The following is a 13,006-nucleotide window of genomic DNA, read 5'->3' as shown; positions in this document are numbered from 1 at the left end:
CGGCCCGCCGCTGCCCGGTCGAGTGAATATCCGACCACCTGGCGGGCCGCGTCCGGCCCGGCCAGTGACCCTCCGCAGTCGCCCGTCGTTGGCTCGGGCGGAGCCGGACCGCCCGGCCCGCGTGCCGGCGGCCGCTGCCGACGCGTCGTACGTTCCTGTGGCCTTCCCGCTGGTGGGAGGGCCTGCGCCGAGGAGGCAGCCATGTCCCAGGAAGCCGCGCCCGATCGGGCGACGCCACAGCACCCGGTGCAGCGGACCGTGCAGCAGTCGATGCAGCAGTCCGTGCCCGAGCAGAAGAGCGGCGGCGCCCCCAAGGGTCTGCTGCAGCAGATGGAGGAGCTGATGGCAGCGCTCAACGCCGACCTGAACCAGCTCGACGCCGAGCTGCAGTCCTCGGCCGAGCGCTCCCCGTCCCCCGCCGACGACGACGGCCGCTGACCGGCACGGCGCCGCCGCCCCGGTCATGACGGTCCCGCCGGCGAGTCCGCCGGGTCGGCGCGGCCCCGTGCCGCATCGGGCGGCCTGCCGCGCTCGCGCACGGTGAGCCGACGCAGCATGCCGCGCACCCGGTCGTTGGACTCGTCGGCGGCGTCGATCGCCTCGATGCACTGCCAGTAGAGCCCTTCCTCGTCGGTGTCGCAGGCGACCCCCACGAGGGCGATGCCGACCTCTCCGAGCAGCGCGCTCAGCGCGTTCAACGCCGTGCGCACATCCGTCACTTCCGACAGCCGGTCGGCACGCGGCACTCCGGTGCGCAGCACCGCGTGGTCCAGGACTCCCCATCCGCCGCCGATCTCGCTCAGCGCCCGTGCCTCGCCGCGCAGCTCCAGCGGTCCGCGGACCGCGAGATGACTGCCGATCGCCTGGGCGAGTGCCTGGGCCTGCCAGGCCTCCGCCACGATGTCCAGGGCCGCACGGCTCTGCGCCAGTGCGTGCCGTCCCGCCGCGATCAGTCGCTCCGCTTCCATGTACGCCGCCCCCGTTCGTACGACTTACTGCTCACTGAGTCCACTACCCAGCGTGAGGGCGTACGAGCACAAAAGCCAGAGGAATTCGGAAATCTGTGGACAGGAGGCTCGATCGGCAAAAGCGGCTCACTCCGAAGAGTGACTGCCCTCCCCCGTGACGGGGCGTGCGCCCCCTCCCGAGCGCCGTCCGGCCGGGAAGCGCACCTCGTTCCGGTCGATCTTCGCCGCCAGCGCGGCCAGCACGTCGACGCCCAACACCTCGCAGAACTGCAGCAGATAGGCCAGCACATCGGCGACCTCGTCCTCCACGCGATGCGCCGAGTCCGGGTCCTCCATCACCCGCGCCGCCTGCTCCGGTGTCAGCCACTGGAAGATCTCCAGGAGTTCGGCCGCCTCCACGCTCAGCGCCGCCGCCAGGTTCTTCGGCGTGTGGTACGGCTCCCAACCCCGCGCCCGCGCGAACTCGGCCAGCCTCCGTTGCAGTCCCGCCACATCCAGTTCCGTCACGCCTCCAGGTCTACCACCGTGACGCCCGGCAGCTCCCGCGCCCGGGCCGCCGTGGCCGCCCCGGCCGTCCCCACCAGCCGCAGATGACCGCCGGCGCAGATCTCGGCGGCCAGTGCGAGCAGTTCGCCGGACTGCCGCGGATCCAGCCCGCGGTCGAAGCCGTCCGCGAGCACGGTCAGACTCTGCAGCGCGTCCGGCACTTCGGCCACCTGGTCCACCGCGAGCACCCCCGGCCCCGTCAACAGGACCAACGCGAGAGCCAGGTACCGGAGTTCCCCCTCGCCGAGCCGCTCCAGCGGCGTGCCCACGGCGCCCCGGCCGTCCCGGGCGAGCACCGCCCGCACCCGCCCGTCGGCCAGTTCCTCGACGTCGAGCCCGGCCACCGGCCCGGCGCAGCCGCCGCGCGCCACGGCCGCGAGCCGGGCGTGCCGCATCCGGCATCCGGTCCGGGTCCGGTGCAGTACCTCCGCCAGGTTGTCGCAGCCGCGCCGCAGCCTGCCCTCGCCGCGCGCCGCGGGAACGCGCATCCGGTGCGGCTGCGGGTCGCAGGCGAAGACGGAACGCAGCCCGACGACGACCTGTTCGGCGGCGGCCAGCACCTGCCGCTGCCCCTCCGTCTTCCCCGCGACCCGCAGCGGCAGCAGGGCGGTGCCGAGCACGTCGTCCGGGAACGGGGCGCGGGTCACGGGCACCGCGCCAGCCGTGTGCCACTCGGCCTGCACGCTGCTGCGCCCCGGATCCCGCAGCGCGGTCGTCAGCAGCGTCCGGTCGCCGAGCGTCAACCGCTCGCCGACGACGCGGAGTTCCGGCTCCGCCTGGATTGCGAGTTCGAGCCGGGCCGGGCCGGCCGGACCGTCGACCGTGCAGCCGATGCGGAAGCCGCGCCGCCCCTGCGCGTCCGGCCCTGCGCTCTCGGGGACGCAGCCGGCCGGATCCGGGAAGATCCGTCCGAGCTCGTCGCCCGCGCCGAGCCTGGCCAGCGCCTCGTACGCCTGGAGCACGCCGGACTTGCCACTGCCGCTCGCCCCCGCGAACAGCGTCACCGGCCCGATCGGAAAGACCGCCGAGCGATGCGCCTTGAAGGCGGACAGCCGCACTTCGGTGACGGTGGGACGGGAGATGGGCAAGGGGCGGGTGGCGTCCATGGACACGGACCGTAGGGCGGCCGCCGCACGCCGAACCGTTCCACCGTGCCCACCTTCCACCGTACGAGGGACGAGATCCCGCTGGGCCTCCCCCTACGAGTCCCCTACGCCTCCTCCTACGCCCCCTACGCCTCCGCCGCGCCCTCGACCTCGGTGCCGGCCGGGGCGAGCAGGAAGACGTTGCGGTCCACCCGGTGCATCCCGCTGCCCAGGCCGAAGACGACGCCGCTGCTGAAGTCGAGGATCCGCTTGGCCACGTCCGGGTCCGCGCTCGTCAGGTCGAGCAGCACGGGGATCTGGGCGATGAGGTAGTCCGCGACCTCGCGGGCGTCGGCGAAGACCTGGACGCGGAGCACCACCATCCGGCGCTGCTCGACCGTCTCGTAGCGGTCGGGGATCATGTCGTGGTCGACCCTGGACGGCCATTCGTCACGTCCGCGCAGCGGCAGGACCTGGGCGAGGCCCTCCCACTGCTCGTCGGTGACGTCGTACCTCTCGTACCTACTCATGCGCCCATCCTCGCGTCCCTCACCCGTTCGGCCCAACAGCGACACGACCCCGCCGCCGGCCGAAACAAGATCATCGCGCCTGGTGCCGCACGCCCTCCGCCGTCACCCCCGGTGAACTATCTTGGGCAGAAGCGTGACACAGAGGGAGGCACCCCGTGCCATCAGATCAGCAGGCGCGCGCGCAGGCCGCCGCGATCACCCCGGGCAGACGTCCGGGCGGACGACCACCCGCGTCCGAGTCGGAAGCGGCCCCCGCGGACCGGGTCCGGGCCCTGTTCGGCGGCCACCGCCTGTCCCCGGGCCAGCGGCGCATCGCGCAGTACATGACGGACCACCTCACCGAGGCGGCTTTCCTGTCGATCACGGATCTCGCGGAGCGGGTGGGCGTGAGCCAGCCCTCGGTGACGCGGTTCGCGACCTCGCTGGGCTTCAGCGGCTTCCCGGCGCTGCGCGAGGCGCTGCAGCCGATCGCGCTGAGCGCGGTGGCCGCCGCGCCCGAGGCCGCCGATCTGCGGACGGACCGCGGCAACGAGCTGCAGGCCGCCGTGGACGCGGAGATCGACAACCTGGAGTCGCTGCGCCGGGTCCTCGCGGACACCGACCAGGTGCTCGACGTCGGCCGTGAGCTGGCGCGCTCGATGCCGCTGACGGTGCTCGGCCTGCGGATCTCGGTGTCGCTCGCGGAGTACTTCGCGTACGCGGCCCGGCGCATCCACCCCGATGTGCGGGTGGTGACACGGGGCGGCAGCGTCTCGTACGACACGCTGCTGCAGTCCCGGGAGGCGGGCGGCAGCTGGGTGCTGGCGTTCGCGATGCCGCGGCACGCGCAGGAGACGCTGGCGGCGCTGCGGGCGGCGCGGCGGATAGGGCTGAAGATCGCGCTGATCACCGATCTGGCGCACGGTCCACTGGTGGAGGAGGCCGACGCGGTCTTCACGGCGGCCACGGGGTCGAGGCTGGTGTTCGACTCGTACGCGGCGCCGCAGCTGGTGGCGGCCTCGCTGCTTCAGGCGATGGCGGACGCCGATCCGGAACGGACCCAGCGACGCCTGGAGGGATACGAGCAGGCCGCGGAGCAGCACAGCTTCTTCCTGGACGACTGAACGACTGGACGACTGAGGGCCGGAACCGGCGGGACGGACGCGGGGTTCACGGCCCATATTCAGACTCTCGAACAGAATGAAATTTTTCATTCCCTTGCTTACTCGACAGTATATATATTTACTGTCCAGGACACCGGGCCTCTACCGACCCCCCTCCTCATCCGTCGGACCCCTGGTGTCCTCCGCGGCGGCCCTGGCCAACCCCTGGGCCGGGCCGCCGCGCCCCTCCCGTACCCCGTCGGAAACGGACAACGATGTCCCCGAACTTCTTCGCCGTCGGCGACGCCGACTGGCCCTCGCAGGTCCGGCCCCCCGGCAACCGCGACTGGGAGCGCACCGCCACCCGCTGGCTGCGCGAACTCCTGCCGGCCCGCTACGCCGGCTACTCCCCGCTCTCCCGCCACCCCGTCCTGCTCGCGCGGCACGCGCAGCTCCAGATCCAGCAGGAGATCCGGACGGTGCGGGTGGCCCTGCAGACCTCGCGGGCGGAACTGCCCGCGCTCGGTGTGCCGGTCCCCGTGATCGAGAACGCGATCCAGATGTACGCAATCGAGCTCGACCATCTCGGACGGCTGGCCCGCAGCGTCCGCCTCGTGACCGAGGCGCTGCGCACGGGCGGCACAGGCGGCACGGCCCGGGACGGCGGGCCGGCGCGTGTCGAGGTCAGGCCGCGAGCGACAGTTCCTGACGCAGCACGATCGCGTTGAGGCGCAGCCCGAACGGCACCACGTCCGTCAGCTCCAGGGCCTCGGCCCGGGCCCGGTCCACGCCCAGCGTCACGTCGATGCAGAACGCGATGGCGTACAGGTGCCGGCCGGTCTCCTCGTCCTGGAGGGCGAAGAACAGATCCCGGTAGTAACTCGTGCGGTCGGGGCCCTCGTCGTAGTACGCGAGCCCCGGCCCGCCCTGCTGCGCGGCGAGGCCGGTGAACGCCGTCACGAGCTCCTGCTCGACGGTCTCCCAGAAGCCCGCCTCGGCGAACTCCTGCGGCAGGGCCTGCCGGACGGCCTCCTTCAGCGACATCACCATCACCATGACGGGGGCGTTCTCCTGGAGTCCCCAGCCCCGGACCATCCGCACGATCTCGCTGTCGGGGACGGCGGCGGCCGCCTCCCTGATGTGCTCGAAGTCGAAGTTGACGGTCGCCGGGGCGATCGCCTCCTGGAACAACCGGTCGACGGCGCGGGCCTGTTCGAGGTGCTCCTCGCCCACCTCGATGACGGTCCTGAAACTCGCGGCCATGCTTCCTCCTGCGGGTACGACTGCGGGTGCAGCGGTGATCGGGAGCGGTCAGTATGCCGATCACCGCGGCCGAGGAGCAGTGCCGTCCCGCGTGGCGGACGCCCGCCGCAGGAGCAGGTCAGGTGACCAGGTGTTCGCCGTTGACCCAGGCGCTCGCGTAGGCGAACAAGCCGTACGAGACCATGCGAACCGGGCCGGCGTAGTAGCGGTAGTTGCCGTCGTCCTGATGGCTGAGCCCGCCGTCGGCCCGGACGATCTGGACGGCGGTGGGCAGGTAGACACCCCAGTACGCGTCGGTGTGATAGACGATCGCGCAGTAGTTGGCGCCCTCTTTGTACAGTCGCAGCTTGCCCTTGTTCCCCGTGGCGGAGGCGAAGAGCGTCCCGCCGCATTCCCCCGCCGCCTGCGCCGTCCCCGTGGCCGCCGTCGTGAGCCCGGCGGTCATCAGCAGCGCGGCGAGCGTCGCCGCCGCTCGTCTCGTCCTCATGCCACGTCCCCCTGTGAGTCGGTGTCGGTCTCGGTGGGGCACCGGTCTACCGCCTGCCGCCGGCGAAGCGAATCGTTCCGCCCGGGCATGGCCGGAACGACGCTCAGGAGCGTCCTGGAAGCATCGGGAAGTGACGCTCCGTCATATGGCCGGGTGCAGCGTCGCCTCGCCCGTGACCGTGATGCCGACGCGGTCGCCCGGCCGGGCCGGGATCGGGCCCGGGGACCGTACCGTCAGCGGTTCCGCGAGGCCGTCGACCGAGACGGCCAGGAGCGCGTCGTGCCCGAGGAAGCGGACGTCCGTCACCGTGCCCTTGGCGGGGGCCGCGTCCACGGCGGTGACCTGGAGCTGCTCGGGGCGCAGCAGGACCGTGCCCAACGTGAGCCCGGCGGGCGCCGAGTCGAGCGGGATGGTGCCGAGGGCGGTACGGACCGCGTCCCGCTCGGCCTCGCCGGGCAGGAAGACGGCGTCGCCGACGAAGGAGGCCACCCACGGGTCGGCCGGCCGGCGGTACAGCTCCTCCGGCGCCGCGCACTGGGCGACCCGGCCCTCGCGGAGCACGGCGACCAGGTCGGCGGTGGACAGCGCCTCCTGCTGGTCGTGGGTGACCAGCACCGCGGTCGCTTCGGTGGCCCGGAGCACGGCGCGGACATCGGCCCGTACGGCCTCGCGCAGCCCGGTGTCCAGCGCGCTGAACGGCTCGTCGAGCAGCACGAGGTGGGGTTCGGGGGCGAGCGCGCGGGCCAGCGAGACGCGCTGCTGCTGGCCGCCGGAGAGCTCGTGCGGCATGCGGTCGCCGTAGCCGGCGAGGCCGACCAGGTCCAGCATGTCCGACACCCTGGAGCGCTTCACGGCCCGGTCGGCTCCGGTGAGGCCGAAGGCGATGTTGCGGGCCACGCTCAGGTGCGGGAAGAGCGCGCCCTCCTGCGGCACGATGCCGATCCGCCGCCGCTCGGGCGGCAGGTGGACGCCGGGGCCGCCGAGCGTCCGCCCGGCGACCGTCACGGTCCCCTCGTCGGCGCGCAGGAAGCCGGCGACGACCCGCAGCAGCGTCGTCTTGCCGCAGCCGGAGGGCCCGAGGACGGCGGTGAGCGCGCCGCCCGGCACGGTCAGGTCGAGCCCGTCGAGGACCGGCGCGGCGCCCGGGCCGTACGCCTTGACCACGCCGGCCACCTGAAGGTCGTTCATGAGCGGTGCCTTCCGAGGAGGTAGGAGGGGATGGCGGCCAGCAGGATCAGCGCGGCGGCGTACGGGGCCGCGGCGGCGAACGAGCCGGTGCCGGTCTCCGTCCAGAGCCGGGTGGCCAGGGTGTCCATGCCGGTGGGGCGCAGCAGCAGGGTGGCGGGGAGTTCCTTCATGCAGACGACGAAGGTGAGCGCCGCCCCGGCCGCGATGCCGGGCGCGGCGAGCGGCACGGTCACCTCGCGGAGCACGCCGAAGGGCGTACGGCCGAGGGCGCGGGCGACGTCGTCGAGGACGGGCGGCGCCTGGAGCACCGCGGCCCGGGTGGCGGCCACCGCGACGGGCAGGAAGAGCACCGCGTACGCGCAGATCAGCAGCGGCGTCTCCTGGTAGAGCGGACGCGCGTACCGCACGGCGAAGAACACCATCGCGAGCGCGACGGTGATCCCGGGCACCGCGTGGCCCGCGTACGCGGCCTGTTCGAGCAGGTGGGCGAGGCGGCCGCGGTGGCGGGCGGCGATCACGCCGACCGGCAGCGCGAGCGCCGTGGTCAGCGCCGCGCCGCCGGCGGCGACGCCGAGGGTGGTGAGCGCGGCGGAGGTGAGGCCGGCCGGGTCCCAGGTGGCGGAGGTGCCGACGACGAGCCAGTAGCCGAGGACGGTGAGCGGGAAGCCGACGGCCGCGGCGACGAGGCCGCCGCACCAGCCGAGCGCGACCGCCCGCCACCGGCCGAGGGCGGCCGGCACGGCCCGGCGCGCGGTGCCGGTTCCGGTGCGGGCGTAGTCGGCGCGGCCGCGGGTGCGGGTCTCGGCGTAGACCAGCGCGACGGTCATGACGACGAGGACGGCGCTGAGCGCGGCGGCCGGGGTGCGGTCGAAGCTGGCCCGGTACGAGGTGTAGATGCCGAGGGTGAAGGTGTCGTACCGCATGAGCGAGACGGCGCCGAAGTCGGAGAGCACGTACAGCGCGACGAGCAGTCCGCCGCCCGCGGCGGCGGGCCGCAGCTGCGGCAGGGTGACGCGCAGGAAGGTGCGCAGCGGGCCGTGGCCGAGGGACCGGGCGACCTCCTCGTGCCCGGGGTCGGTGCCGCGCAGTGCGGCGGCGACCGGCAGGTACACGTACGGGAAGCTGGCCAGGGTGAGCGCGAGCGCGGAGCCGGTGTAGCCGGCCAGCGACGGCGCGGCGGACAGCCAGGCGAAGGCGGTCACGTAACTGGGCACCGCCAGCGGCAGGGTGACGAGCACGGACCAGGCGCGGGCGCCGGGCAGGGCGGTGCGGACCGTGAGCCAGGCCAGCGAGACGCCGATGACCAGGCAGGCCGCGACGACGGTCACCGTCAGGGCGAGGCTGCGCAGCAGGAGTTCGGCGGTGCGGTCGTCGGCGACGACGTCCCAGGCGTACGCCGGGCCGTGTTCGAGCGCGCGGACGGCCAGATAGCCCAGCGGCAGCACGGCGAGCAGGGCGGCCGCCACGGCGGGCACGATCAGGATCCAGCCGGGCCGGCTTCCGGCGCGCCGCCGCCCGGCGGGCGCGGGTGCGCTCGCCGGGCGGGGGTCGCGACGGGCCGGGGCGGAACGCTCCGGTGAGGTCACGTCAGACCAGTCCGACTTCCTGGAGCATGGCCAGGGTCTGCTTGAGGGAGTCCAGCCTGCCGAGGTCGATCTTCGGCGGCTGGAGGCTCTCCAGCGGCGGAACGCCCTCGGCGGTCTTCACGCCGGCGGCCAGCGGGTACTCCTTGGTCTCCTGCGCGAAGTACTCCTGCGCCTCGGCGGAGAGGAAGTAGTCGACGGCCTTCTGGGCGAACGCGGCCTGCTTCTTGTCCGCGCCCTTGAGGATGCCGACTCCGGCGACGTTGACGAGGCCGCCCGGGTCGCCCTTGGGCAGGTAGTGGACCTTGGCCTTGAGCTTGTCCGCGCCCTTCTCGGCGGCCTGCTCGTACCAGTAGTAGTGGTTGATCAGACCGAGCGAGACCTCGCCCTTGTCGACCGCCTCGAGGACCTTGAGGTTGTTCTCGTACTTCTTCGGCTCGTTGGCCTTCAGGCCCTTGAGCCAGGTGCGGGCGGCGTCCTCGCCCTCCAGGACGCGCATGCCGGTGACGAAGGCCTGGAAGGAGGCGTTGGTCGGGACGAAGCCGATCTTGCCCTTCCACTCCGGCTTCACCAGCTCGTGGACGCTGTTCGGCGGGGTGGGGACCTGGCCCGGGTTGTAGGCGAGGACGCGGACACGGCCGCTGACGCCGGTCCAGTCGCCGGCGGCGCCGCGGTGGGCCGGTGCGACCTTGTTCAGCGTGGCCTGCGGCAGCGGGGCGAGGCGCTGCTCCGTGGAGAGCGCGCCGAGGGCTCCGGCGTCCTGGGAGAGGAAGAGTCCCGCCTCGGTCTTGTCGCCCTCTTCGAGGAGCTGGGCGGAGAGCTCGGCGCTGTCGCCGTAGCGGACCTCGACGTTGGCGCCGAGGTGCTTCTCCAGCTTCTCGATCAGCGGCTTCACGAGGTTCTCGTTGCGGCCGGAGTAGATGACCAGGTCGGCCGGTTCGTCGCTGCCGCAGGCGGCGAGGGTCGGACCGAGCAGGACGGCCGCGGCGAGCGCGGTGAGCGTGCGGGCCAGGGGGCGGCGCATGGAGTCGGGTTGCCTTCCTGCGGAACCAACGGATACGGAATTAATAAGGTAAAGCTAACCTAAGGGTCAAGCCACCTGTGATAACGAACCTGTCGCGATCACCCAACCGGAATGGACTCCCCCTCTTCTCGATTAGGAAAGGCTTACCTACTATCCGCCTGTGACGCTCCTCCCCTCGCCGCCCGCCCGCGGCAGCCTGCTCCCCCTCGCCGCCGGCCTCGCGCTGCACGGCGACCGCACCGCCCTGGTCACCGCCGACGGCTCCCTCACCTACCGTGAGCTGGCCGAACGCGTCGACCGGACAGCGGCCCGGCTCGGCGCCGGCCGCCGGCTCGTGCTGCTCCCCGGAGCCAACGACGTGGCGGCGCTCGTCGTCCACCTGGCCGCGCTCTCCGCGGGACACCCGGTGCTCCTCGTGCCGGGCGACCACCCCGAGGCCGTGGCCGCGCTGATCGAGGCGTACGACCCGGACGTCGTCGTCCGCCCGGAGCCCGGCGAATGGCGCATCGAGGAGCGGCGCACCGGATCCGCCCATGTCTTCCACCCGGACCTCGCGCTCCTGCTGAGCACCTCCGGCTCCACCGGCTCCCCCAAGCTGGTCCGGCTGTCGTACGAGAACCTGCAGGCCAACGCCGAGTCGATCGCCGCGTACCTGGGCATCCGCGAGACCGACCGGGCCGCGACGACCCTGCCGATGCACTACTGCTACGGCCTGTCGGTGCTGCACAGCCATCTGCTGCGCGGCGCGGGCCTGGTCCTGACGGGCCTTTCGGTCGCCGACGCCTGCTTCTGGGACCTGTTCCGGTCCGCCCGCGGCACCGCGCTCGCCGGCGTGCCGTACACCTTCGACCTGCTCGACCGGGTCGGCTTCGCCGACATGGACCTGCCCCATCTGCGGTACGTCACCCAGGCCGGCGGCCGGCTCGCGCCCGAACGCGTCGTCCACTACGCCGAACTGGGGCAGCGGCGCGGCTGGGACCTTTACGTGATGTACGGCCAGACCGAGGCGACCGCGCGGATGGCGTACCTGCCGCCGGAGCGGGCCGTCACCTGTCCCGGGGCGATCGGGATACCGGTCCCCGGCGGCTCGTTCACGCTCGAACCGCTGCCGGACGAGGAGACGGCGGCCGGGGTCGGCGAGCTGGTCTACGCGGGCCCCAACGTCATGCTCGGCTACGCCCACACTGCCGACGACCTCGCGCTCGGCCGCACCGTCGACGTGCTGCGCACCGGCGACCTGGCCCGGCGCACCGACGACGGGCTGTACGAGATCGTCGGCCGGCGCTCCCGCTTCCTCAAGATCCTCGGCCTGCGCATCGACCCGCAGCAGGTGGAGGCGATGCTCGACCGGCACGGGGTGCGGGCGCTGTGCGCAGGCGACGACGAGCGGATCGCCGTCGCGGCGGCCCGCCGGCCCGGCTGGGACGTACGGCGGATCCGGCGCCGGGTCACGCAGGAGTGCGGGCTGCCGGCCCGGGCCGTGGACGTGCGGCTCGTCGACGAACTGCCCCGGCTGGCGAACGGGAAGCCGGACTACACGGCGGTACGGGACGTGCCGCGCGCCCCGGCCCCGGTCGCGGACTCCGGCGGCGCGTCCACCGAGGACCTCTGCGCGCTGTACGCCCGGGTCCTGGACCGCACCGACGTCACCCCGGACAGCTCGTTCGTGGGCCTGGGCGGCGACTCGCTCTCGTACGTGGAGATGTCCGTCCAGCTGGAGGAACGCCTCGGCCATCTACCCCCGGGCTGGCACACCGCCCCGATCCGCGAACTGAAGCGCTCCGCACGCCGCCGGCGCGCCATGGAGACCAGCGTCGCGCTGCGCGCCCTCGCCATCGTGGCCGTCGTCGGCACCCACATCCGGCTCTTCGAGATCCGGGGCGGCGCCCATCTGCTGCTCGCCGTCGCCGGGTTCAACTTCGCCCGCTTCCTGCTCACCTCCGCCGAACGCCGCGACCGGCTGCGCCGCACCGGCCGCGGCATCGCGCGGATCGCCCTGCCCTCCATGGCGTGGACCGCCTTCGCTCTCCTGGTGAGCGACGACTACGACCTCGGCAACCTGCTGCTCCTGCACAATCTGCTCAATCCGCAGGACATGGGGTCGGGCATCCATCTGTGGTTCGTCGAGGCACTCGTCTACATCCTGCTGACGATGGTGCTGCTGTTCGCCGTCCCGGCCGTCGACCGGGCGGAGCGGCGCTTCCCGTACGGGCTTCCGCTCGCCCTCGTCGGGCTCGGCCTGCTCACCCGCTACGAGCTGATCGGCCTGCCCGACCGCACCCAGATCACCGACGCGGTCACCGTGTTCTGGCTGTTCGCCCTCGGCTGGGCGGCGGCGCGGAGCCGCACGCAGTGGCAGCGGCTCCTGGTCACGTGCGCCGGCCTCGCGACCGTACCGGGCTTCTTCCCGGACGAACCGCGGCGCGAGGCCTTCGTGATGGCCGGGTTCGCGCTCCTGGTCTGGCTCCCGACGCTGCCGAGCACCCGGCGGCTCAACCAGCTCGCCGGGCTGCTCGCGGGCAGTTCGCTCTCCATCTACCTGACGCACTGGCAGATCTACCCGCTCTTCGACCAGATCTCGGAGCCGCTGGCCCTGGTGATGTCCCTGGTCTTCGGCGTCGCGTACGCGTGGGCCGTGGCGGGGCTGATCCGGCGCTTCCCGGAGTTCGTCGCGTCCGTCAGACGCGGGTCAGGGTCGCTGCTCCGAAGGAGACGTCGAAGCGGTCGCACCAGATGCTGACGCTGCGGTAGTCGGACCAGTCGACGCCGGCGGGGAGCGGGTAGTTCTGGTCGCCCTTGTTGCCCTTGAGCTCGGCGAGGTCGGTGTGGCGCCCGTCGTCGAAGACGCGCCAGCCGGCCACGCCCTTCTTGACCGGCGCGTCGCTCAGGAAGACGTGCAGGTCGGGCCCGTTGCTGGTGTCGAGCCCCTCGATCCGCAGCGTGTGACTGCCGTCGGCGAGCCGGACGACCTTGGCGGTGCCCTCGGTCCGGTGCTCGTGACTGACGAAGGCGCCCTGGGCGACGGTGACCGGACCCATGGCCGGGGCGCTCGGGGCGTTCGGGGCGTTCGGGGCCTTCGGGGCGGGCCGGGCCGCCGGGGCGCTCGCGGTGGGCAGCGCCTCGTCGACGGTCTCGTCGACGAACAACGCCCACGGCTGGAACCACACCAGCCCGCCGGCCACGACCACCGCCGCCGCCACGGCGACCCACCACCACTTCTTGGCAACGCGCCCCACGACGCACCTCCCGA

General features: G+C 73.1%; 14 protein-coding genes. 4 read left to right on the top strand and 10 right to left on the bottom strand.

The window, feature by feature from the left end; genetic code table 11:
* Positions 1-201: 201 nt before the first annotated feature.
* A complete protein-coding gene (locus ACGFMM_RS26865) occupies positions 202-438 on the top strand; it encodes a hypothetical protein (RefSeq protein ID WP_393649019.1) in 237 nt (78 codons plus the stop codon).
* A 23-nt stretch (positions 439-461) separates the two neighbouring features.
* Here ACGFMM_RS26865 and ACGFMM_RS26860 read toward each other — a convergent pair whose 3' ends face one another.
* The 4 genes from ACGFMM_RS26860 to ACGFMM_RS26845 all read right to left on the bottom strand — a co-directional run bounded on the left by ACGFMM_RS26860 (position 462) and on the right by ACGFMM_RS26845 (position 3,129).
* Positions 462-968: a DUF6099 family protein gene (locus ACGFMM_RS26860; RefSeq protein WP_393649018.1), complete on the bottom strand. Its 507-nt coding sequence runs from the start codon at positions 966-968 to the stop codon at positions 462-464.
* Positions 969-1,094: 126 nt separating this feature from the next.
* On the bottom strand, positions 1,095-1,475 hold the full coding sequence (locus ACGFMM_RS26855; protein ID WP_393649017.1) for a nucleotide pyrophosphohydrolase: 381 nt from the start codon (positions 1,473-1,475) through the stop codon (positions 1,095-1,097).
* The gene (locus ACGFMM_RS26850; protein ID WP_393649016.1) at positions 1,472-2,620 is read right to left on the bottom strand and encodes an ATP-binding protein; all 1,149 of its coding nucleotides are present in this window, start codon (positions 2,618-2,620) and stop codon (positions 1,472-1,474) included. Before ACGFMM_RS26850 ends, ACGFMM_RS26855 begins: the two co-directional genes overlap by 4 nt.
* 125 nt (positions 2,621-2,745) lie before the next feature.
* On the bottom strand, positions 2,746-3,129 hold the full coding sequence (locus ACGFMM_RS26845) for a cell division protein SepF (protein WP_393649015.1): 384 nt from the start codon (positions 3,127-3,129) through the stop codon (positions 2,746-2,748).
* A 155-nt stretch (positions 3,130-3,284) separates the two neighbouring features.
* Here ACGFMM_RS26845 and ACGFMM_RS26840 point away from each other — a divergent pair, with 155 nt between their 5' ends.
* Together ACGFMM_RS26840 and ACGFMM_RS26835 are read left to right on the top strand one after the other, a co-directional pair.
* The gene (locus ACGFMM_RS26840; RefSeq protein WP_393649014.1) at positions 3,285-4,232 is read left to right on the top strand and encodes a MurR/RpiR family transcriptional regulator; all 948 of its coding nucleotides are present in this window, start codon (positions 3,285-3,287) and stop codon (positions 4,230-4,232) included.
* A 254-nt stretch (positions 4,233-4,486) separates the two neighbouring features.
* Positions 4,487-4,939 (top strand): hypothetical protein, encoded by a 453-nt coding sequence (locus ACGFMM_RS26835; protein WP_393649013.1) that lies wholly within the window; start codon positions 4,487-4,489, stop codon positions 4,937-4,939.
* On the opposite strand, the gene ACGFMM_RS26830 is transcribed toward ACGFMM_RS26835, so the two are convergent.
* The 5 genes from ACGFMM_RS26830 to ACGFMM_RS26810 all read right to left on the bottom strand — a co-directional run bounded on the left by ACGFMM_RS26830 (position 4,896) and on the right by ACGFMM_RS26810 (position 9,756).
* The gene (locus ACGFMM_RS26830) at positions 4,896-5,474 is read right to left on the bottom strand and encodes a Type-2Aa cytolytic delta-endotoxin (RefSeq protein ID WP_393649012.1); all 579 of its coding nucleotides are present in this window, start codon (positions 5,472-5,474) and stop codon (positions 4,896-4,898) included. The two genes, ACGFMM_RS26835 and ACGFMM_RS26830, sit on opposite strands and share 44 nt — an antisense overlap.
* A gap of 118 nt (positions 5,475-5,592) precedes the next feature.
* On the bottom strand, positions 5,593-5,961 hold the full coding sequence (locus tag ACGFMM_RS26825) for a hypothetical protein (protein ID WP_393649011.1): 369 nt from the start codon (positions 5,959-5,961) through the stop codon (positions 5,593-5,595).
* Between the two features lie 141 nt (positions 5,962-6,102).
* A complete protein-coding gene (locus ACGFMM_RS26820; protein WP_393649010.1) occupies positions 6,103-7,149 on the bottom strand; it encodes an ABC transporter ATP-binding protein in 1,047 nt (348 codons plus the stop codon).
* Complete coding sequence (locus ACGFMM_RS26815) at positions 7,146-8,735, bottom strand: ABC transporter permease (protein ID WP_393649009.1); 1,590 nt, start codon at positions 8,733-8,735, stop codon at positions 7,146-7,148. Before ACGFMM_RS26815 ends, ACGFMM_RS26820 begins: the two co-directional genes overlap by 4 nt.
* A 1-nt stretch (position 8,736) precedes the next feature.
* Complete coding sequence (locus tag ACGFMM_RS26810; protein ID WP_393649008.1) at positions 8,737-9,756, bottom strand: iron ABC transporter substrate-binding protein; 1,020 nt, start codon at positions 9,754-9,756, stop codon at positions 8,737-8,739.
* Positions 9,757-9,916: 160 nt separating this feature from the next.
* Between ACGFMM_RS26810 and ACGFMM_RS26805 the strand changes: the two genes are divergently transcribed.
* The gene (locus ACGFMM_RS26805; protein ID WP_393649007.1) at positions 9,917-12,496 is read left to right on the top strand and encodes an AMP-binding protein; all 2,580 of its coding nucleotides are present in this window, start codon (positions 9,917-9,919) and stop codon (positions 12,494-12,496) included.
* Here ACGFMM_RS26805 and ACGFMM_RS26800 read toward each other — a convergent pair.
* The gene (locus ACGFMM_RS26800; protein ID WP_393649006.1) at positions 12,435-12,992 is read right to left on the bottom strand and encodes a DM13 domain-containing protein; all 558 of its coding nucleotides are present in this window, start codon (positions 12,990-12,992) and stop codon (positions 12,435-12,437) included. The two genes, ACGFMM_RS26805 and ACGFMM_RS26800, sit on opposite strands and share 62 nt — an antisense overlap.
* Positions 12,993-13,006: the final 14 nt, after the last annotated feature.

Origin of the sequence: Streptomyces sp. NPDC048604 (assembly GCF_043199435.1) — a bacterium.
GTDB lineage: Bacteria > Actinomycetota > Actinomycetes > Streptomycetales > Streptomycetaceae > Streptomyces.
Note: the sequence above shows the minus strand (reverse complement) of the source record. Positions and strands in the feature narration are given on the sequence as shown.